This window comes from Sulfurovum sp. NBC37-1 (assembly GCF_000010345.1).
GTDB lineage: Bacteria > Campylobacterota > Campylobacteria > Campylobacterales > Sulfurovaceae > Sulfurovum.
Genome location: NC_009663.1, coordinates 306775 through 326431, shown reverse-complemented (window position 1 = coordinate 326431; position 19657 = coordinate 306775). Strand labels below are relative to the sequence as shown.

Annotated in this window: 22 protein-coding genes and 1 pseudogene; 3 read left to right on the top strand and 20 right to left on the bottom strand. The window is 44.8% G+C overall.

Annotated features, from left to right (window positions below; translation table 11 throughout):
* Positions 1-72 precede the first annotated feature (72 nt).
* From SUN_RS01690 to SUN_RS01675, 4 genes are all read right to left on the bottom strand, one after another.
* Positions 73-501 (bottom strand): hypothetical protein, encoded by a 429-nt coding sequence (locus SUN_RS01690; protein ID WP_011980016.1) that lies wholly within the window; start codon positions 499-501, stop codon positions 73-75.
* Between the two features lie 81 nt (positions 502-582).
* Positions 583-975, bottom strand: a complete 393-nt coding sequence (locus SUN_RS01685) for a hypothetical protein (protein WP_011980015.1) — start codon at positions 973-975, stop codon at positions 583-585.
* A gap of 37 nt (positions 976-1012) precedes the next feature.
* A complete protein-coding gene (murG, locus tag SUN_RS01680; protein ID WP_011980014.1) occupies positions 1013-2029 on the bottom strand; it encodes an undecaprenyldiphospho-muramoylpentapeptide beta-N-acetylglucosaminyltransferase in 1017 nt (338 codons plus the stop codon).
* 156 nt (positions 2030-2185) lie between these two features.
* Positions 2186-3370, bottom strand: coding sequence for an FtsW/RodA/SpoVE family cell cycle protein (locus SUN_RS01675; RefSeq protein ID WP_011980013.1), 1185 nt, complete (start codon positions 3368-3370; stop codon positions 2186-2188).
* A gap of 87 nt (positions 3371-3457) precedes the next feature.
* Here SUN_RS01675 and SUN_RS01670 point away from each other — a divergent pair, with 87 nt between their 5' ends.
* Positions 3458-5500 (top strand): peptidoglycan D,D-transpeptidase FtsI family protein, encoded by a 2043-nt coding sequence (locus SUN_RS01670; RefSeq protein ID WP_011980012.1) that lies wholly within the window; start codon positions 3458-3460, stop codon positions 5498-5500.
* On the opposite strand, the gene panC is transcribed toward SUN_RS01670, so the two are convergent.
* Positions 5501-6325: a pantoate--beta-alanine ligase gene (gene panC / locus SUN_RS01665; RefSeq protein ID WP_011980011.1), complete on the bottom strand. Its 825-nt coding sequence runs from the start codon at positions 6323-6325 to the stop codon at positions 5501-5503. It abuts the gene before it with no gap.
* Between the two features lie 73 nt (positions 6326-6398).
* Between panC and prfB the strand changes: the two genes are divergently transcribed.
* Positions 6399-7493 (top strand): peptide chain release factor 2, encoded by a 1095-nt coding sequence (gene prfB / locus SUN_RS01660; RefSeq protein WP_011980010.1) that lies wholly within the window; start codon positions 6399-6401, stop codon positions 7491-7493.
* Between the two features lie 37 nt (positions 7494-7530).
* Here the strand turns inward: prfB and SUN_RS13840 are convergent, their stop codons facing one another.
* The 5 genes and pseudogenes from SUN_RS13840 to bcp all read right to left on the bottom strand — a co-directional run bounded on the left by SUN_RS13840 (position 7531) and on the right by bcp (position 11430).
* The gene (locus tag SUN_RS13840; RefSeq protein ID WP_255322715.1) at positions 7531-7665 is read right to left on the bottom strand and encodes a hypothetical protein; all 135 of its coding nucleotides are present in this window, start codon (positions 7663-7665) and stop codon (positions 7531-7533) included.
* Positions 7662-8312: an ABC transporter ATP-binding protein gene (locus tag SUN_RS01655; protein WP_011980009.1), complete on the bottom strand. Its 651-nt coding sequence runs from the start codon at positions 8310-8312 to the stop codon at positions 7662-7664. The genes SUN_RS13840 and SUN_RS01655 overlap by 4 nt, the downstream gene beginning before the upstream one ends.
* Positions 8313-8530: 218 nt before the next feature.
* Positions 8531-9592, bottom strand: a complete 1062-nt coding sequence (gene tsf, locus SUN_RS01650) for a translation elongation factor Ts (RefSeq protein ID WP_011980008.1) — start codon at positions 9590-9592, stop codon at positions 8531-8533.
* A gap of 289 nt (positions 9593-9881) precedes the next feature.
* A pseudogene (rpsB, locus tag SUN_RS01645) lies at positions 9882-10628 on the bottom strand (30S ribosomal protein S2); the annotation flags it as partial.
* A gap of 331 nt (positions 10629-10959) precedes the next feature.
* Positions 10960-11430 (bottom strand): thioredoxin-dependent thiol peroxidase, encoded by a 471-nt coding sequence (gene bcp / locus SUN_RS01640; protein ID WP_011980006.1) that lies wholly within the window; start codon positions 11428-11430, stop codon positions 10960-10962.
* Positions 11431-11468: 38 nt separating this feature from the next.
* Between bcp and SUN_RS01635 the strand changes: the two genes are divergently transcribed.
* Positions 11469-11684 carry a hypothetical protein gene (locus SUN_RS01635; protein ID WP_041672652.1) on the top strand — a complete coding sequence of 72 codons (216 nt, stop codon included), beginning with the start codon at positions 11469-11471 and terminating at the stop codon, positions 11682-11684.
* On the opposite strand, the gene SUN_RS01630 is transcribed toward SUN_RS01635, so the two are convergent.
* The 10 genes from SUN_RS01630 to SUN_RS01585 all read right to left on the bottom strand — a co-directional run bounded on the left by SUN_RS01630 (position 11668) and on the right by SUN_RS01585 (position 19578).
* Positions 11668-13317, bottom strand: coding sequence for a nitrite/sulfite reductase (locus SUN_RS01630; RefSeq protein ID WP_011980005.1), 1650 nt, complete (start codon positions 13315-13317; stop codon positions 11668-11670). The two genes, SUN_RS01635 and SUN_RS01630, sit on opposite strands and share 17 nt — an antisense overlap.
* The gene (locus SUN_RS01625; RefSeq protein ID WP_011980004.1) at positions 13304-14770 is read right to left on the bottom strand and encodes a S1C family serine protease; all 1467 of its coding nucleotides are present in this window, start codon (positions 14768-14770) and stop codon (positions 13304-13306) included. Before SUN_RS01625 ends, SUN_RS01630 begins: the two co-directional genes overlap by 14 nt.
* The gene (locus SUN_RS01620; RefSeq protein WP_011980003.1) at positions 14767-15237 is read right to left on the bottom strand and encodes a DUF523 domain-containing protein; all 471 of its coding nucleotides are present in this window, start codon (positions 15235-15237) and stop codon (positions 14767-14769) included. The genes SUN_RS01625 and SUN_RS01620 overlap by 4 nt, the downstream gene beginning before the upstream one ends.
* 18 nt (positions 15238-15255) lie before the next feature.
* Positions 15256-15738, bottom strand: a complete 483-nt coding sequence (locus tag SUN_RS01615) for a DUF420 domain-containing protein (protein ID WP_011980002.1) — start codon at positions 15736-15738, stop codon at positions 15256-15258.
* Between the two features lie 112 nt (positions 15739-15850).
* Complete coding sequence (locus tag SUN_RS01610) at positions 15851-17287, bottom strand: aldehyde dehydrogenase family protein (RefSeq protein WP_011980001.1); 1437 nt, start codon at positions 17285-17287, stop codon at positions 15851-15853.
* Positions 17288-17360: 73 nt separating this feature from the next.
* Entirely contained in the window at positions 17361-17600 is a 240-nt protein-coding gene (locus tag SUN_RS01605; protein ID WP_041672651.1) for a hypothetical protein, read from the bottom strand.
* A complete protein-coding gene (locus tag SUN_RS01600) occupies positions 17600-17914 on the bottom strand; it encodes a hypothetical protein (protein ID WP_011980000.1) in 315 nt (104 codons plus the stop codon). The genes SUN_RS01605 and SUN_RS01600 overlap by 1 nt, the downstream gene beginning before the upstream one ends.
* Before the next feature lie 2 nt (positions 17915-17916).
* Positions 17917-18276: a chaperone NapD gene (locus tag SUN_RS01595; RefSeq protein WP_011979999.1), complete on the bottom strand. Its 360-nt coding sequence runs from the start codon at positions 18274-18276 to the stop codon at positions 17917-17919.
* Between the two features lie 10 nt (positions 18277-18286).
* Positions 18287-19240, bottom strand: a complete 954-nt coding sequence (locus tag SUN_RS01590; RefSeq protein ID WP_011979998.1) for a WD40 repeat domain-containing protein — start codon at positions 19238-19240, stop codon at positions 18287-18289.
* Complete coding sequence (locus SUN_RS01585) at positions 19237-19578, bottom strand: hypothetical protein (protein WP_011979997.1); 342 nt, start codon at positions 19576-19578, stop codon at positions 19237-19239. Before SUN_RS01585 ends, SUN_RS01590 begins: the two co-directional genes overlap by 4 nt.
* Positions 19579-19657: the final 79 nt, after the last annotated feature.

Here is a 19657-nt window from a genome sequence, read left to right as displayed (position 1 = left end):
CGTTGGTTTTACAAAAAGCATTTTTTCTATGCCGCTTCCTGTCAAACCTAATGTTTTTACCTTCCAATAAATTTAGAAATGGAATTTACAATATGCATCCATAGGATATGCAAACCAACCATCAAAATCAGTCACACCGCTTGTAAAATCTATACCATTATCACATTCATAAGGAATATCATCTTTGCCGAATAAGTCAATATCAACAATATAAAGAGGTACTGTTATATCGCCCGGAAAGCCGAATAAATCAAAGGTACAACGGTCTCCGAGAGCAAAAGTAAATTCACCATCAGGCATTGTAACATCATCCACAATGATTTCATCATAGGCATCGATACACGTATAAGGCACATGATCAATTCCTACACCAAACTCATCCACTAAATACAATGTAACGAGTTCCGGTCCAGGATCAACAATAACAGTATCTCCTCCTCCACAACCATTCAACGCAAAAATAGCCATACCGGCAAGAGCCAATCTTCCTATTTTTTTCATAAACTACTCCTCTTTAATACAATTTATTTAAAATATTATTCCCATAAATTGTGTTACTTTTGTGGGAAAACTACCAAAAGTTTACTGGTTCCACTTTCTGATCTTGTTATGGCAGGAGACACACTGATTCAACACTTTGGTATAGTTCGACAAAGCAGAGTGTTTTTTTCCTTCGTCCATATTCGTATTGAGTTTGTTGGCATACTTTACAATGTTCTTTGCCTGCCCTTCGGCAAAACTTGAACTGTAGTCCATGTCTGTCTTTGGTGCGATCTCAATATTTTTGGATGCTGCTTTCAGGCTTTCTACACCATCGCGTACCAGCTTCTTGTTGTTATAGAGAATACCTTTCTGCACTTCCGAGAGAGCATCTGCCATCGTACGCATATCTTTGATCCTGTCTTCCTGACTATAAGCATGTAAACCGGATGCCAATACTCCCATAGTAATGAATGATACAACTATTTTTTTCATATTTTTTCCTTTTATTCAATTTATTTAAACTATTATATCAGCTTTTTGCATAATTTTTTAAAAGATCTGCTATCTGTTTACTGCCATCCTTTTCCACAATCTCCATCAGGCCTCTGCTTTTTGTTTCAAGATCTTCGCCCAGGAGTGCCAATACTTTTTGGGTATCGATTTCCCCTTCTCTCATGATCCATGCCAGATCTTTTTCTACCAGGAACTGGGCATTATAGTACTGGTGATCGCTGACAGCATAGGGATATGGTATGAACAGAGTCGGCAAAGCCGTGGCCGAGAGTTCCCAAAGCGTGGAGGCCCCCGCCCTTGCTATGGCAAGATCCGCTTCTTTCATGTAGTCCGCCAGCTTTGTGGTGAAACCGAACACTTCGGCTTCAATGCCAATATCTTCATAGTCCTTGCGTACTTCGTCTATGTTCTTCTCTCCCGCCTGATGGATGATTCTGATACCTCTCTCTTTGAGTTTTGGCGCGATCTCGAGGGCCAGTTTATTAATGGCCTTTGCACCCTGTGAACCGCCGAGAAAGATGATGGTCTCCACGTTTTTTCTCACACGTACATTGTCAAAGAATACTTCCTTGATCGGATAGGCTTTGATGGGGCTCTCTTCAAGATAGGAGCTTATAAAAGCAGCAGCATAGGGGCGGAGTAGCTTGTTGAGAGAACCCAGTGCGGCGTTCTGCTCATGTATGACCAAAGGCACACTGGCCGACTTTGCGGCAAAGGCTGTAGCCGCAGAGGAGAACCCTCCTACCGAAAAAACGACTTTCGCATCGTATTTTTTAAGCAGTTTTCGGGCTTTCATCATCGCCTGCAACATCATCCAGAGTGATTTTAGTTTGCCAAAGCCTCTTTGGTTAACCACACCGCGTGTGTCGAAAAAATAGGTCTCTGTAAAATCCTCATCATTTTCGAACCACTGTCTGTCCTGCCCGGTCGTTGAACCAATATAGATGAGTTCTTCACCTTTGAGCTGCTCTTTTACTGCTTTGATGATGGCAAGATGTCCGCCTGTACCGCCGCCTGTCATAATGATACTCATTTTTTTCTCCTTTAAGCCTTTAGGGTACCTCTAATAACCCTAGATGCTCATAACATCTAGGGTTATTAGAGGTACCCTTTAGGCATTGTTTGTGACTATATGCGATATTCCTCATATGGTGGGCTATTGCCCACCCTACGCGCTCCTCACTACCCCTTACAGCATTCTCCCGTTACGATCCCGGGGGACTTTTTTGGAGACCATCAGCACCATACCTATGGCTACACAGGCAGCGATGATGTGTGATCCGCCGTAACTGAGGAATGGTACGGCGATCCCTTTGATCGGAGTGATGCCGGAGATACCGTAGGCATTGAGTATGAAAGCAAAAGAGATCAACAGACCCACGCCAATACTGAAAAGGTAATACATCGGGTTCTTCACTTTGGATGCGATCTTGAAGATGCGGAACACGATGAAAAGGATGGTCAGTGTCACCAGTGCAAGCCCCACATAACCCAGCTCTTCGGTGATCCCTGCCAGAATAAAGTCTGTATGGACCTCAGAAAGATAGCCCAGTTTAAACTGTCCGTTCCCCAGGCCCTGGCCAAAGAGGCCACCGTTATGTAGGGCATTGAGCGAGTTGGATATTTGATAAGGTTCCTTGGCCGTTGTCGCCACCCGCAATGTCTCAAGCCGTTCAAAAGGCAACACAGAAAGGATACTGTCTTGTACCGTACTCCACCAACTCTTGATCCTTGCCATACGGTGTGGTGCAAAAAAGATCAACCCGATAAATGCGATGAAAATACCCGAAAGCATCGTCAGAAAAAACTTCCATGAACTGCCCACGAAGAGAAACATCACCATCAATGTCCCACCGAGTACCACGACCTGTCCAAGGTCTTTCTGAAAGACCGCGATGATGACCACCGCTACAAGAAAAACAATGATATATGGCATGAAAGATCGGATCTCATCCACAAAACCGGTATGATTTTTGTTACTGAACTTACGGGCAAAACTCCAAGAGAGAAAAAATACGAAGCCCACTTTGAAGAACTCGACCGGTGCCAGGGAAATAGGTCCCAGATGTATCCATCTCTTTGCTCCGCCTACTGCTTTTACAAGAGAAGAAGGCATGAACTGCATCGCTATCATCAATATGAAAAATATAAAAAAGAGTGTCAGGCCCACCGGAGCGAACCATTTGTCCGGATCGAGTCTGCTCAAAACGACCATAGCGGTAAAGGCAATAAAAATCGAAATGCTCTGCCTGAGAAAAAAATGAAGATCATCATAATGGAAATGCAGCACTGTAAAGGTAGAGAGTGAATAGCTCATGACCATAGAGAGTGTCAATAGTGCCACAACTGCTGCCAAAAGAGGTTTGTCTATCATACTGTCTTCTTTAAATCCATATTAATTAGTATTTTAACGCATTTAATAGATAACTTTGATAAAATTGCAGAACATATAGGGAAATAAATGAACAAAAATATAGAAAATCTGGCACTGCACCAAAGAAAGAACAAGATCAGCTTTCTTTTTATACTGCTGGTCGCTGCCATGGCTATTTTTTTATTTTCGGTACTCAAGACCATACTTTCCCACAGACATATTCCCAGTCAATACACAATTGTCCATGACCGCTCTCTGCGCGGAGACATCGTTTCTGCAGACAACTATACCCTCAGCCGCTCCCAAAAGACCTATCAGGCGGTCATACATGGTGCGAGTATCGACCCTGCGAAACGCAAGGCATTCGTCAGGCTTTTCAGTATTTACAGCGGTATCCCCAAAGAGGATGTGCTGAAAAAATTCAAAGACAAAAAAGGCAAAGATATACAGGGGAATATCGTACTTGCAAAAGATATCAATTTCAAATCTGCCATGCAGCTCAAAGAGCTGGCCTACAAACTGAGAAAACTGGGTGCCTTCAAGACCACCAAGACCAGCAGCGGTATCGAAGTACTGTATGGGCTTGACATTGTAGAGAATGGAGAGACAAGAGAATTTCCTCTCAAGGACGTACTCAGTCCGGTCCTGGGATACGTTCGCAACAGAAATGAAGACCGCTACAGCCGACCCCACGGTATCAAGGGACTGGAACGCAAATATGAAAAACATATTACATCCAAGAAAAACGGCTATTTTAAAGGGGAAAGGGATGTCGTTGCATCGGTCATTCACAACAAGAACAGTATAGATATGCTTCGTGTCGATGGGATGGACCTGCATCTCAATGTGCCTCTTGCCTTCCAGCGAAGGGTCGAAATGATGATCGACCAGATGAAAACCAGTATCGATGCGGACGAGATCCTTGCAGGGGTCATGGAGAGTAAAACAGGAAAAGTCCTTGCACTTGCCAGTACAGAGCGCTACGATCCACGCCATATTCATAACAAAGACATTTCCGCACTGGATCCAAAGTTTTCCGAATACGCCTATGAAGCGGGCTCAGTACTCAAACCAATCACCCTTGGCATTGCCCTGGACCATAAGGTGGTCACACCCAATACATGGTTTAACACTTACAATGGTCGTCTCCAGATAGGAAAACGACGCTGGATCAGTGATGACGAGAAGTTTGATTCACTTACGGCGACTGATATTATTGTCCACTCTTCCAACGTGGGTATCTCCCAGATCTCGTGGAGGCTGACAGGACAGGAGTTCAGGGACGGTCTCATCAAGTTCGGCCTCTCCAGACCTTCAGGACTCGACCTTTCACGTGATGTCCCCGGAAGGATCAAACCACTGCACCTTCTTAATAACAAGATGCACCGTGCCAACTCCTCTTACGGTTACGGTATGCTGGTCACTTTTGCCCAGCTCTTTAAAGCTTACTCGGCTTTCAACAATGACGGTGTTGCCGTAACCCCGCGTCTGGTGGATTACCTTTCTGATGCCAAAGGGAGCCACTATACCCTTGAACCAAAGGTCGGTGACCTTAAAGCGGTAGACAAACAGGCAGCCAGACAAATACACAACATACTTCTTGAAGTTGTCAAACGTGGTACGGGAGTCAAAGCACAATACCCCGGACTCGAGATCGGCGGGAAGACAGGGACAGCACACATTGCCAAAGGCGGACGTTATGTCAGAGAATATCACAGCAGTTTTTACGGCTTTGCCAATGACAAAGAGGGGCACAAGTATACCATCGGCGTACTGGTGATCCGTGCAAAAAAATATCACAAATATTTTGCTTCACAGTCTGCGGTACCGACATTCAGACGTATAGTTGACACATTAGTAGAGCTTGATTACCTCAAACCTGAAGGCGGCAAGACAGATGCACTAGCACCTATAAAGCTGAATAAACCCAAAGAGATGAATGGCACTTCCCCTGAGCGTAGGGAAGTTAAAAATCCATCGATCAACAAACTCTTCAAGATGAAGCCTAAACCAAAGCCCAAGCCAAAAAAGAAATGTAAGGTCAAACCGAAGCCCAAGCCAAAATCACCGGTCAAAAAACCGTTCACAAAAGAGAAAATAGAGGAAATGTCTGCGGAAGATCTGTTTTAATCAGATCCAGATATTGTCGATGAGCCTCGGCTTTCCTATCCATGCAGCAACCAGAATGATAGTATTGCCTATCTGTACCTTTTCAAGCGCTTTGAACTGACGGTCCACAATGGCGATATACTCAACACGGTCCGTTTCGGAAAGTACCTGCATCATCTCTTTTTTAATGGCTTCCACATCCAGTTCACCCTGCATCACCATCTTGGTGGCACGTTTGAGAGAACGTGAAAGTGCCAATGCCCGATGCTTTTCTTCCTCATTTAAATAGACATTGCGACTGCTCAACGCCAAACCATACTCATCTCTGATGATCTCACAGGGAATGATCTGCACATCCATAAAATAGTTCTTGACCATTTGTGTGATGAGGGAAAGCTGCTGAGCATCCTTCTTTCCGAAGTAGGCACGGGTCGCAGAAGAGAGATTAAGCAGTTTCATGACCACCTGAAGCATCCCGTCAAAGTGCCCCGGGCGTTTCTCACCTTCCAGAATGTACCCGCGTATCGCCGGTGCTCCGATGCAGAGTTCATCTTTCTCATACATCTGCCCAATCTCCGGCATAAAGACAATATCCACCCCTGCCACTTCACAGATCTTCCTGTCTGCTTCTTCCCTGCGCGGATAGGCATTGAGGTCCTCTCCTTCAAGAAACTGTGTCGGATTGACAAAGATGGAAACAATGAGATGGTCATTCTCTTTTTTTGCCTGTTGTATAAGCGAGAGATGCCCCTGATGCAGCGCACCCATCGTCGGTACGAATCCGATGCTGCCATTCAGTTCTTTTTTCGCCTCCTGAAGTTCCCGGACCGTTCGTGCAATAATCATCTCTAACCCTCTATTTTGTAATATTTTGGTAAAATCATACCAAAATTTAATGAGGAACAAGGAACTTTTTCGAATGGATGCTTACGAATACGGCGAACTCCTAAAGACCCTCTCCAAAAAAATGGAGAACATCAGCAATATCGTCAAACCAGACGAACTGAAAAAACGTCTCGATGAAATAGAAGAAATGCAGCAGGACCCCAACTTCTGGAATGATACTGCAAATGCGGGAAAGATCTCCCAGGAGAAAACAAGAACAGAGCGTATTCTGGAAACCTACCATAATGCCAACGATGCCGTTTATGATGCCATAGAATATTTTGAAATGGCCAAGGCCGAGAAAGATGAAGAGACCCTCGAGATGCTCTATGAAGATGCCGAAACGCTCAAGGAACGCACCAATGCCCTCGAAGTACAGATGATGCTCAGCGGCGAGCATGACAGCAACAATGCCATTGTTTCCATTCACCCCGGTGCGGGAGGTACGGAAAGCCAGGACTGGGCGAGTATGCTCTACCGTATGTACCTGCGCTGGGCGGAGCGCCACGGGTTCAAAGTAGAAGTGCTGGACTACCAACCGGGTGAAGAAGCAGGAATCAAAGATGTTTCGTTCATCATTAAAGGAGAGAATGCCTATGGTTATCTCAAAGTAGAGAACGGCATCCACAGACTGGTACGCATCAGCCCATTCGATTCTAATGCCAAGCGACATACTTCTTTCACTTCCGTTATGGTCTCACCGGAGATCGACGACGATATAGACATTGAGATAGAAGACAAGGACCTGCGTATAGATACTTACCGTGCATCAGGAGCAGGCGGTCAGCACGTCAACAAGACCGAATCTGCCATCCGTATCACCCATGAGCCTACAGGCATAGTGGTACAGTGCCAGAACGACCGAAGCCAGCACAAGAACAAATCCGCCGCCATGAAAATGCTCAAATCACGCCTTTACGAATATGAAATGGCAAAAAAACAGGCAGAGATAGACGGTGTGGAGAAATCGGACATCGGATGGGGACACCAAATACGCTCCTACGTCATGCAGCCCTATCAGCAGGTAAAAGATACCCGAAGCGGGCAGGCATTCACCAATGTCGATGCGATTTTGGATGGAGACATTGACAAGCTTCTGGAAGGCGTATTGATCTCTCAGGCAAAGTAGGCGGTTTTGCTATAACCATCGTGCGTGAATACGCACCCTACTCTTCTTTCTCTTTTTCTTTATCATTAAACTTCAGCCATTTGGAGATGCTCTTTGTTATTACTATAGCGGAGACGAATGCCAGAAGTATCATCGAGACAGTATAGACCATGTTCATAATATCGATTTTCATGCACTTTTTTCCAATGTTTTGTCTTTGAGTTTGTAAATGGCATCACAGCGGGCCGCCATACTCTCATCATGGGTAACCAGTACCAATGCAGCATCGTGCTCTTTTATGTAGGCTGCAAGCACCTCCATAACCAGTTCAGCAGTCTCTTTGTCCAGATTTCCCGTGGGCTCATCTGCAAAAATGATACGCGGTTTCTTACTCAACACCCTGGCAATAGAAACCCTCTGCTGCTCCCCTCCTGAAAGCTCGGAGGTCTTATGTGCCATCAGATGGTCTATCTGCAGTTTCTTTAGTATTTCATTGTCAATGGTTTCACCCGAGAGCATGGTAGCGACAGAAATATTTTCCAAAGCACTCATCCCCTTGAAAAGATAATGGAACTGGAAGATGATCCCCACATCATAGCGTCTGAGCGATTCTATCTCACTGTCTTTCAAAGTGTATAATTCATGTTCAAAAAGGGTGACATTCCCGGAATCGGGCTGCAAAAAAGTTGAGAAAATATGCAGAAGTGTCGACTTTCCGCTGCCGCTGCGCCCAACGATGGCTGCACTCTGTTTTGCTGCAATACTGAAATGAATGTCTGAAAAAAGCGGATAGTCAAAACTGTGGGAAATACCGGTAGCTTCCAATAATGGTTGGGACATTACATACCTTTGGATAATTTTGGGTATTTTAGCATAAAAAGAGAAAATGGGGGATTGGTTAGTAGAGAGAAAGATTTTAGAATTATGATAAATATCTGTTTTCTGAAAATATAATAGTCTTTTGATTTATTGTAGGTTTGAGGGTTGTTGTTTGGGAGCATACAATAAGTATGTGACCAAACAAACTCCCTCAAAGATGCGATGAAGCAGAAGAACTATTATGCCATTTGCTTGGCTACTTCGGCTGCGAAGTCTTCTTCCTCAACCTCGATACCCTCACCTACTTCAAGTCTTACAAAGTGTACGATCTCAGCTGAACCGCCGGCTGCTTTCGCTTTTTCCTGAACGTATTCAAATACCGTCTTGCTGTCATCCATAACGAATTTTTGATCAAGGAGACACTGTTCCTGATCAAGTGTTGTGTTATCAGAGATAAATCTTGCCAGTTTTCCCGGAAGGATCTTGTCCCAGATTTTTTCAGGTTTGCCTTCTGCAGCAAGTTCTGCTTTAAGAGCCTCTTCTGCAGCAGCCATTACTTCATCCGTCAACTGGCTCATAGAGATGTACTGAGGAACATTCTTTTCAGTTTTCCCCAAACGTCTAAGCTCTTCATTCTCTGTTTCGATCGCTACGATTCTACCTTTGGTCTCATCTTCAACGAATTTTGGGTCAAAGTCTTTGAAAGAAAGTGTACTTGGAGCCATAGCAGCCGCATGCATTGCTACTTCTTTAAGAACCGGCGTCATTGCTTCCGCTGTTTTCGCTGAATCACATTTCGCTTCGATAATAACACCATTCTGTGCATTTGAGTGAACATAACCGTTTACTGCGGTTGTTTCATCTCCAACGATCAGTGCTGCTCTTCTTACAACAAGTTTTTCACCGATAATGGCGATCTGCTGAGAAAGGAAGTCAGCGAACGGCTCACCATTGATAGTGGAGTTGTTGATCGCTTCCGCGTCAGCAAGATTGTTCTCGAATGCATGGTTTACTACCGTGTCCATCAGTGCCTTGAACTTGTCGTTCTGTGCAACGAAGTCAGTTTGAGAGTTGATCTCGACGATCACAGCTTTGTGACCTTCAACTTTAATACCGATAGCACCTTCAGCTGCTACTTTTCCGGCTTTTTTAGCCGCAGCACCCATTCCCTGGTCTCTCAGCCACTCAACCGCTTTGTCCATATCGCCGTCAGCTTCGGTCAATGCTTTTTTACAGTCCATCATCCCTGCATCGGTCATCTCTCTGAGTTTTTTGATATCTTTTGGTCCAAAGTTTGCCATATTACGCCTCCGCCAATTCTTTTGCAGATGCTACTGCATCTCTGAAGTTTCCTTTGAAACTGTACTTCTCTTCCATTACATTGATCTGCTCATCTGTCATGTTCGCTACATCATTGAATGTGTAGAAACCTTCGTCATTGAGTTTGCCTGCATAGACTTTACCGACACCTGCGATCTTTGTAAGGTCATCACCTTTCTTTTCAGCTGCTGCCGCTTTTGGTGCTGCTTTCTCTTCAACCAGCTTTTCAACTTCAGCTTCAGTTGCAGGTGCTGCAGTTTCCTCTGTCGCTGCTTCAGCCATAACCGCTTCCATTTCACCTGCTGGTACTTCTTCAGCTTCTCCACCGTTCGCTTCAGCATATGCTGCTTTACCTTCAATAATAGCATCTGCCATTTCTTTACAGAAAAGGTTGATAGATCTAATAGCATCATCATTTCCCGGGATCGGATAGTCAATCACATCAGGATCACAGTTCGTATCGAGCGGTGCGATCACTTTCATGCCAAGTCTTCTTGCTTCTTTTACCGCAATGTTCTCTTTAACCGCATCGATAACAAACATCATGTCCGGAAGTTTTTTCATATATCTGAAACCTTCGAGGTATGAGCTCAGTTTCTCTTTTTTTCTCAAAAGCATCAATGCTTCTTTTTTGGTCAACATATCAAGCTGGCCGTTCTCTTCCATCTGCTCGATGATCTCAAGTTTTCTGATAGATTTTTTCATAGTTGGGTAGTTTGTCAACATACCACCGAGCCATCTTGTTGCAACGTAAGGCATACCCGCTCTCTCGGCATGTTCTTTAACTGCCTGTCTTGCCTGCTTCTTGGTTCCTACGAAAAGTACAGTTTGCCCTTCAGCAGCTGCATCTCTAACGACATTGTATGTATATTTGAAGTATCTGAGTGTTTTTTGAAGGTCAATGATGTAAATGTTCTTTCTTGCACCGAAAATGAATTTCTTCATTTTTGGATTCCATCTTCTTGTCTGGTGTCCGAAGTGTACTCCACACTCCAATAGGTCTTTCATTGTTACCATAAGTTTCTCCTTGGTATATCGTTAATAGAATATTTACACTGTAAATACTCAGTTAAAAGCATCGCTTCATCACTAGGTTTGATCCGCTGTAGTCCTCAATGTTCATTCCAAATAGTACTGGAATCACACAACCGTGCAAGGAATAACTACATGTGTTTTACTTACCCTCATAGAGAATAAGGAACGCGATTATACCGAAAAAAGTTTTAAGACTGTTTGAAAAGCGGGAGAATAGCTGTAGGGTGCGTACTCACACACCACAAAATAAAATCAGATAACAGACAAGTCGATGTCGAAAGGTCAAATACGTCAAGGCACAATACATTGCGCCCTACGCGGTCTGAAGCTCCTCAAGTTTCGCTTTCACCTCATCCACATGACCTTTTACCTTCACTTTCTCCCACTTTGCAGCTACTTTGCCGTCGGGATCGATGATGAAGGTCGAACGTACCACACCCATGTATTCACGTCCATAGTTCTTTTTAAGCTGCCAGACACCGAATGTCTGACAGAGTTCTTTTTCTTCATCAGCCAGAAGCGTGATACCCAGATCTTTTTTCTCTATGAAATTCCTGTGTTTCTTTGGAGAGTCAGGACTGACACCCAGCACGATAGCATCCAAGCCTTCGAAATCAGGCAGAGCCGCAGTGAAATCACATGCTTCTGTCGTACAGCCCGGCGTATTGTCTTTTGGGTAAAAGTAAAGTACGATCCATCTTCCCTTGATATCCCGAAAACAGATCTCCTCTTCGTCCTGGTTCGGCAGGCAAAAATCCGGTACCTTCTCTCCAACATTCAGCATATTGTATCCTTTATACATTTTTTTGGTAGTATAGCAAAATGAATGAAAAAAATATACCAGACAAAGAAAAACTGCTTCAGGAGATAGAAGAACTGATCGCTTACGGCAAAGAGGACCCGACCATCAACCCCGATCTTCTCGCCTATCTCTCCACCGAGGACCTCATCTCCATCAAAAAGAAGCTACTGGAACGCGTGGGAACACTCTCAGAGGAAGACAAAGCCTGGCTGGAGCAGTTCAAGAAGTACGAGTAAGTGCATCATCCCATAAAGCATGCATCATTATTTTGATACTTTCAATATAATTCTCATCCTCTTCAGATTTCGGAAAATCACTGTGCTCTAACAGTTTCTCATAGAGTCTTGCTTCAGGCAGGAGCGCCAGCCGAATCGGCACTTTTAGATAAAGTTTCGCGAGGAACCACAACGCAACAAAATTGCTACTGAGAAGGTTCAGATACATTCTACAGAATATTTCAAAGTCTGACTCACTACTGGCTTCAAATTCTTCGATGATACTCTCCAAAAGCCCGGAGAGATGCTGCAGTGGTACAGCATGGAAAATGAGTCTTGCTGCAGCTTTTCCACTACTGTACTCTCCTCCAAGAAAGACCCTTGCCGCTTTTTGGGTATCTCCAAATACATTGGTACGTAACCCGACAAGACCGATGTCCGCATGGTGGTGTCTGCCGCATCCTTTGAGGCAGCCGCTGAAACCGACCTGTATGTTATGCTGTTTTATCTTCTTCAGAGGCAGATAGGTTGTCTCTGCTTTGACATCCCACAGTGAGAGCCCACAATAGGCACTCCCCGCACAGGCAACAATATGGGAGGAACCCGTATCTGTTTCAAAGGGCACATATTTCTCTTTAAGTCCCAGAAGATAGATGTTCTGGTCCACACCCAGACGTATCTGCAGAGATTCTTTTTTGGCATAGTCCAAAAGTATTTCGAGTTCCTTCGTGCTGAGCTTCCCAAAATGTGTCTGGTAACAATAACCAAACGTGCCATCCTTGAGTTCAACAAACGAAGTAAAAGTGCATTTTTCATGCTGCAGGGCACCTGCCTTTTCCATAGTATACGGGTAGAACTCCGCTATTTTCTCTACAAAAGCTGTCATACCGATCTCTGAGAGCAGGTGGAACAGTCTGGTCTTAGCCCGGCTTCCGCGAAGTCCGTAAGTATTGTAAGCTTTAGCGACCGCTTCAAACATGGGCGGTACATTGTGTGGCAATACGAAAATGTCTGCCTCCCGCGCCACTTCGGAATTCTTACCCCCCAGATAAAGGTTAAATCCCCACTCTCCCTTCTTTTTGGCAAGTGCGAAGTAGAGGTCGTTCCCGAAGAAATGGAGATGACTTTTTTGTGTTCCGCTAATAGCGACATTGAACTTTCTGGGCAGCATCCCCATCCATGCTTCTTTGTTTAAAAAAAGCGTCTGCATCTGCATAATGAGAGAATAGACCTCTACCCTGTTCTCTTTTGTCGCACCATCATACGGATCAGTCACGATATTCCGGAAATTATCCGTAAGGGTCTGTAGAGTAGTGATATTGGCGTTTTGAAGCTTTTGCCAGACTTTCAGTACATTGTAGGCATTCAGGCCATGCAGCTCAATCTGTGCACGCGCTGTCACAAGCAGTTCAAGATGATATTCCCTGGCGATCCCAAAAAGAAAAGAAAGCATACCTTCCTCTACGCGTCCGCCTGCTATACGGATACGCAGCATAAATTTTTCGGGCATCAGCTTGATATTGTAGATACCCCAGTTCTTCAGGTAGAAACGGTCCTCTTCAGAAAGATCTTCAAGGTCAAGGCAGAAGATCTTCTCTCTGAAATCATAAGGGTGGTATTCCGATTTGAGGCGTTCGATCTTATTGGGCTTCATTGCTTTCCGACTGCTTCTTTCTTAGATCAATAGATCTGTCATACTCGATATTATACTTGTCAAGTATTTTTTTCTGTTTGGTTTCTGCCTCTTTTCTATCAATGACCACACGCACACCGTCCTTGTCTTCAAGGACGACATATTGCCCTTCAGCATTGTTGAACTTCTCGAAAAAGGTCTTGAAGCTGTCGAAAGTTTCACCGTTTATCTTCTCTATGGGCCACATGGCAAAACCATTATTGCCCCGGCTGATATCCGATGCCAGCACTTTGAGCAGTACGACCACCTCTTTTTTCTCTTTTGTAGGCCATTGTGTAGCAAAATAACTCAGTGCCAGCCTGTTCCGGTTGGTAGAGAGTAGCAAGTTTCTTGTCAAAGGAGAAAAGACATATCCGCCATAGATGTAATAGGTAGGCATCCTGTCGTAACGGGTCGTTTTCACCAGAAGAATATCGTCCGCCGTATTGGTCAGATTGGCATCCACCTTCATTTTTTCTCCATTGCGCAGCACTTCCAGCTCAACACTCTGATGCATCTGGTAGCGGTCCACATAATAGTTGAAATCTGTGAATTCATGCGGCCGAAAAGCAATCGTTCCGTCATTTTCTATCTTGTGCCCGTCTATCGCTGTCAGGATATCCCCTTTTTTCAGAATCCCCTTGAGCGAAGAGTTGTAAACGATCTCAGCCACGAGCTTCCCCGTCTCGTTCTCGTCCATATGGTAATAGTGCCTGATCGCGGGATTCTCCATTTTCTGTGTTGTCAGACCGAGGTCAGCAAATCCGTCACATTTCCCGTCCTCAATATCTTTGAGGAAATGTTTTACCATCATCACCGGTACAAGGTAACCGATATTCTGAGATCTTTTGATCACCTGCATGACCACGCCGACGATCTTTCCATTTGAGAGAGCGGGGCCTCCGCTGTTGCCGGGATTGACCGCGGCATCCACCTGGATGGCAAGGAATTTCTCGCCGCTGTGCGAATAGCGGTGATGCTCTATGCGCGATACAACACCGATCGTAGCCGACAGCGTACTTCCACCCATCGGATAGCCGTAGACGACCACTTTCTGCTCGATCTGTGGCAAACCGTCAAACTGAAGCGGAGTCACACCGTTGAAGAATGTCTCATCTTCCACTTCCAACAGTGCAAGGTCAGCCTGGTGCGAAACGAATTTTACCTTGGCAATGTAACGTTTTCTCTCCCCGTAGCGCTCGACTTCGATAAAAGTATGATTGGCCACCACATGCGCATTGGTCAAAATACGCTTGTCTTCGATGATGGCTCCGGAACCTGTCGCACTTGCCATGGAGGAGTTCCACGGTTCCTGGTAGTTTGGTGCTTTGAAAGTCGTGTATATTTTAACAATCGCCTGCTTGGCGATCTCCTCTTCTGTCGTTCCGGCCGTTAAAAAAAGTGTACCCAATAATAGTGTGATCAATAGTTTCAATGTTTATCCTTCTCTGTCGGATCACCGATCTTTTCAATATATGCTTCGGCATCGATCGCTTCAATACCCCTGTGCATCGCCTCTTTTGCCATGAGGCCTGCCGCCCCAGCACTGATCAGAACTTTGTGTTCATCATAAAGCTTTGCGGAACAGACCCCACAGCTTGGACTTCTGTCCTTCCCAATAAAAAGATCGATATCACTATACTTTTTTAAAAAATCTTTGGCATAGGCTTCGACCGGGGCAGAGAGATCTTCACCTGTTTCATTGGAGATCGCCCTGATCCCCTCTTGCATCTCTATCAGATCCATCGTAGGACGCGGTGTTCCGAAAGCATCGTCCTCCGGGCAAAAAGGGATCAGTTCACATCCTTCCAGTTTTTCCAAGAGCAGATCATCTCTGTTGTCCGTACCGTCATAACGGCAGGCCTCTCCCAGAAGGCAAGCGGAAATAGCAATTTTCTTCATAAGAAGTCCCCTTTTGCATCAAAACACGAACAGGAGCAGATAGAGCCATATCCCAGTCAGTGCCGTCAGTACGATACCGATAAAGGAACGGATACCCACTTTTTTATGTGATGTTGAATCCGGTCCGGGAAGCAGACCACCTCTTGCATAACTTTTTCTGGCATGCACAAGCGTGCCTGCCCACACACCCAGCGTAATAACGGAAATAGCAATATGCAAAACAAGAACGAACAAAAGATAATTATGGGAAACATGTGTCCCCTTCACAAACGCTTCATACCCTCCACCCAGACGTACACCATATTCAAAATAGCCCACTACAATGACAGAAATGATAAAGATTGTGATCTGAACTGTACTATGCAAGGTATATTTCTTATGACGCGCAAAAGAGATCGCTATGCCTACCAGCAGTGGCAGAAAAGCGACTATCAGTGTAACGAAATCCATAAAAAAAGGTGCTCTGGTTCCCAGAAAACCGGGTTGGAACATGTAGTCCATATTTATCCTTCCACTATGTCATCCTGAACTTGTTTCAGGATCTTTTTATCTTTCAAAATTACTTTTGCATCCTTGAGGGATTCTGAAACGAGTTCAGAATGACGTAAAACATTCAACATATAACAATACTTTTGATCTCTGTGAACTCATCAAGCGCCCATTTCGGGCCTTCCCGTCCCACACCTGAAAGTTTGGCACCACCGTAAGGCTGCACGTCAAAACGCAGTGTCGGGATATCGTTGATCACTACACCTCCGCACTGGGCATCGTCTATGAATGCCTGTGTCATTTTCAGATCATTGGTGAAGATGGAAAATTGCAGCCCGTAGGGAGAATCGTTCATCTTCTTCACGGCTGTATCATAATTTGGCACTGAGACCAGTGAAACAATAGGCGCGAAGACCTCTTCGCAGATGATCTTCATCTCATCGGTCACATCCGCCATGACGGTTGGGGGGAAGAGCCCTTCCACGGTTTCCTCTCCACCGACGATCACTCTGGCACCTTCAGCCTTGGCTGACGCTATCCAGTTCTTTGCTCTCTCTTTGGACTCACCGTCGATAAGCGGCCCCATGAAGGTATCGTCCTCATAAGGTGACTCTACCTTGAGTTTGGCCGTCTCCATGGCAATGAGTGTTGCGAACTCTCCGTAAACTTCCGCATTGACATAAATTCTCTGCAGCGAGATACAGACCTGTCCTGAGTTGTAAAAAGCACCGAAAGCACATCGTGCAGCCGCAAGTTCAAGGTCGGCACTTTCATCGATGTAGGTGGCGGCATTCCCGCCCAGTTCAAGGCTCACCTTTTTAATGCCCGCCTGAGACATAATGATATTGCCTACCGAGACAGAACCGGTAAAACTGATGACCCTCGGAATGTTACTTTTGACCAGAGTGGAACCTACCTCTGCATCACCATAGACTACTGAAAGTGCATCTTTCACGGCATACTCGGAAGAGACAAAAAGCTTGGCTAGCATATAGGCTGTCATGGGTGCCTCTGGTGTAGGCTTGAGCACTACGGCATTCCCTGCACCCAGTGCAGGTGCGATCTTGTGCGCTACAAGGTTCAACGGGAAATTGAAAGGCGTGATGCAGGCAATTACTCCTGCAGGTTCACGTCTGTAGTACGCCATAGTCTTCTTGCCGCTGGGCATGATATCTGTCGGAATGGTCTCTCCCGAAAGGTTGGCAAGTTCAAGAACAGTCAGTTTGATCGTCTCGATACATCTATCCACTTCAATACGCGAGAATGCGATGGGTTTTGCCACCTCTTTTGTCAGCATAAGAGCAAAAACTTCTTTCTCTTCTTCCAGTCTTTTTGCCACATCTTCCAGCCACAATATACGCTGGGAAAGAGATGTTTTTGCCGCCTCTTTGGCTGCCTCTTTGGCGATCTTCAGTGCATGTACCGTATCGTCGGCGTCACAAGCCTGTGCTATGCTGACAACAATACCGTCATAAGGGCTGCAGCGTTCTGTCTTCTCTTCTTTGGTTGCTTCAGTGGAACCAAAAAGAATCTTCGCTTCTACATCTTCTTCATCAAACATATTCATACCTCTTGTAGGGAATTGTAATGATTATAGCAAAAAAAAATGTAGGGTCGATTTATCCGGTTATGATTTATTTCTTTTTTGTCGTATGACTGCAGGAGGCACTGTCACAATAGCTTTTTTTAAGAACGAATTTATACACGAGATCTTTAACCATCAAAATAAGACAATAGACCCAAAGCACATCGATAATAATATTGTCTTTATAGTCCAGACCGTAACGCAGCAGCGGCCATCCAAAGAGGATAAGATACTTCATATAGTAGAAGAAAAGTATCCCTACACCGTAGATCTCTTTAAGTGCCTGCATTATTCCGCACTAAAGTTGGGAGTTCCATCAGGCATATGCTCCATATTCTCACGCTTCGCTTCCTGTTCGGCTTCATAGGCATTCATCTGCATACGTACTTCATTGATCTGCTCGGGGGTCACGCCGTCATCACTTGACCAGATCACTTCTACCTCATCTCCATACTCTTTGCCCATCTCTTCGACCTTCTCTGCATACTCGTAGACATCCAGACAGAATACCGGTTCGGCATCCTCTTTCATCGTATCTGTCAGTTCAATATACCAACGGCCCAGAGGAGAGGTTTTGATCACCGATTCTATTACGCCTGCCATAATTAAAATCCTAACTTTTTATGTCTGAGGTCACCGTGATATTCGACATCTCTGACATCGATATCATCATCGTTGAGCACGTCGGGTACCGGGTTCTCTTCTTCAAGTCTTTTGACTTCCGCATCGAGTTCATCTTCCTGATAGGTCATCATCATATCTGCCGCGATTACATTGGGAAGCCGCTGTATCTTGACGAGTTTTTCGATCTCCTCTTCCACACCTTTTCCTTCGACAGTTACAATGATCTTTCCTTTTTCTTTGTCATGCAGATGATAATCAATATAATCGGCCTCTTTAAAGAACGCCACCAGCTCATTGATATTTTTCGGCAAAGCCTGTACTACAATACTTGATACATTCATTGTTTCTCCTTTATTTTTTTAAGTCCCACACCATTACGGTGCTGTCATCACTGGATGAATAGAGTCTGTTCTCATCTTTGAAAATAATAACATTTAGTGTACTCTTTTGCCCCTTAAGCAAGGCTATTTTAGCCTTGTCAGAAGTACGATAGATGGAAATATTGTTCTGTTCGTCCATCGTAAACGCTACTTTCTCTGCAGAGGGGCTCAGTGCCGTTGCATAAATGAGAAAATCACCCTGGATGTACGTTCCTGTGCCGGTCGTTACATCGTACAAAGCCCCTCTTCTGTCCTGTCCTGCTGCCGAGACGGTCTTCTGCTTATAGTCGACTTTGTAAACATTGTCCACATTTTGTCCCTGCAGCTGTTTGATTACTTTCCCGCTTTTTACATCCACAACATTCAGTACACCGCTCTCACAGGCGAAAACCGCCTGGCTTTTGTCTTCATTGAGTGCAAAATCGGAAAATTTCGATTCACTCAACTGAACCCGGTAGCGCTCTTTTCTGCTGTTGATATCCAGTAGCGCCACCTCGTTACTGAGATAACCAAGCAAAATATGCGAATCATCCACAAATCGTGCTTTAATGATCGCTTCCTTGTCATCAGCGGACAAGAGTTGTTTCAATGTTTTATCATAGAGGTAAAGATTGGAGTAACCACCTTTTCCGCTGTCACTCAGCAGAAGATATTTCTCCCCTGTCACATCCGTACTCATGACCCTGGCCGGCATAATGTCACCCATAAAATCTTTCACATCCGGAATGGAGACCTCTTTGATCTTTTTCCTATTGGCTGTATCATACACTTCAATATGCCCCATATCGGTAGCAATGACCAAATGGCCGTTTGAGAGGACCATATCTTTGGCTGTCCCGTTGACCTCTATTGTCTCAACGGGTGAGAATATCGGTGTCGCCCAGGCAGCCATGCTCAAGAGGCAAAGCAGCAGGAGTCTTCTCATACCATCTCCTCGATGTGCTCCAGTAACAATGCAACAATTTCTTCCTCACTCAAGGCCGATTTTACGCCATAGAGATCGTCTTCAGAAATAACAAAATTTTCAAAAGCACTGTGATCGCCAAGTGTTTCTGCCAATGCTGACATCTTCTCTTCTCCCAGAATTTTCTGAACAGGTTCTGCAATATAGATTACAAAGTTGTACTCTTCAAAATCAAACTCATACTCTTCGGAATCATAATCTTCGTAGTTCTCATCCACATTGAGCAGGTGGCGTAACTCCACTTCTTTGTCTTCAAGTTTGTCAAAAAGTTTCGGATATTTCGCTTCCAAATTCATCATTCATTTCTCCAGTCAATCAATAGTTAGATCATTAATGACATAGTAGCAGGATTTCACTCAAATCTATTGAGCCAAATCA

Excerpts from the sequence above, each read along its gene's own strand:
- SUN_RS01690 (WP_011980016.1), bottom strand. The coding sequence starts at position 501 with ATGAAAAAAATAGGAAGATTGGCTCTTGCCGGTATGGCTATTTTTGCG.
- SUN_RS01685 (WP_011980015.1), bottom strand. The coding sequence starts at position 975 with ATGAAAAAAATAGTTGTATCATTCATTACTATGGGAGTATTGGCATCC.
- murG (WP_011980014.1), bottom strand. The coding sequence starts at position 2,029 with ATGAGTATCATTATGACAGGCGGCGGTACAGGCGGACATCTTGCCATC.
- SUN_RS01675 (WP_011980013.1), bottom strand. The coding sequence starts at position 3,370 with ATGATAGACAAACCTCTTTTGGCAGCAGTTGTGGCACTATTGACACTC.
- SUN_RS01670 (WP_011980012.1), top strand. The coding sequence starts at position 3,458 with ATGAACAAAAATATAGAAAATCTGGCACTGCACCAAAGAAAGAACAAG.
- panC (WP_011980011.1), bottom strand. The coding sequence starts at position 6,325 with ATGATTATTGCACGAACGGTCCGGGAACTTCAGGAGGCGAAAAAAGAA.
- prfB (WP_011980010.1), top strand. The coding sequence starts at position 6,399 with ATGGATGCTTACGAATACGGCGAACTCCTAAAGACCCTCTCCAAAAAA.
- SUN_RS13840 (WP_255322715.1), bottom strand. The coding sequence starts at position 7,665 with ATGAAAATCGATATTATGAACATGGTCTATACTGTCTCGATGATACTT.
- SUN_RS01655 (WP_011980009.1), bottom strand. The coding sequence starts at position 8,312 with ATGTCCCAACCATTATTGGAAGCTACCGGTATTTCCCACAGTTTTGAC.
- tsf (WP_011980008.1), bottom strand. The coding sequence starts at position 9,592 with ATGGCAAACTTTGGACCAAAAGATATCAAAAAACTCAGAGAGATGACC.
- bcp (WP_011980006.1), bottom strand. The coding sequence starts at position 11,430 with ATGCTGAATGTTGGAGAGAAGGTACCGGATTTTTGCCTGCCGAACCAG.
- SUN_RS01635 (WP_041672652.1), top strand. The coding sequence starts at position 11,469 with ATGAATGAAAAAAATATACCAGACAAAGAAAAACTGCTTCAGGAGATA.
- SUN_RS01630 (WP_011980005.1), bottom strand. The coding sequence starts at position 13,317 with ATGAAGCCCAATAAGATCGAACGCCTCAAATCGGAATACCACCCTTAT.
- SUN_RS01620 (WP_011980003.1), bottom strand. The coding sequence starts at position 15,237 with ATGAAGAAAATTGCTATTTCCGCTTGCCTTCTGGGAGAGGCCTGCCGT.
- SUN_RS01615 (WP_011980002.1), bottom strand. The coding sequence starts at position 15,738 with ATGGACTACATGTTCCAACCCGGTTTTCTGGGAACCAGAGCACCTTTT.
- SUN_RS01610 (WP_011980001.1), bottom strand. The coding sequence starts at position 17,287 with ATGTTTGATGAAGAAGATGTAGAAGCGAAGATTCTTTTTGGTTCCACT.
- SUN_RS01605 (WP_041672651.1), bottom strand. The coding sequence starts at position 17,600 with ATGCAGGCACTTAAAGAGATCTACGGTGTAGGGATACTTTTCTTCTAC.
- SUN_RS01600 (WP_011980000.1), bottom strand. The coding sequence starts at position 17,914 with ATGGCAGGCGTAATAGAATCGGTGATCAAAACCTCTCCTCTGGGCCGT.
- SUN_RS01595 (WP_011979999.1), bottom strand. The coding sequence starts at position 18,276 with ATGAATGTATCAAGTATTGTAGTACAGGCTTTGCCGAAAAATATCAAT.
- SUN_RS01590 (WP_011979998.1), bottom strand. The coding sequence starts at position 19,240 with ATGAGAAGACTCCTGCTGCTTTGCCTCTTGAGCATGGCTGCCTGGGCG.
- SUN_RS01585 (WP_011979997.1), bottom strand. The coding sequence starts at position 19,578 with ATGATGAATTTGGAAGCGAAATATCCGAAACTTTTTGACAAACTTGAA.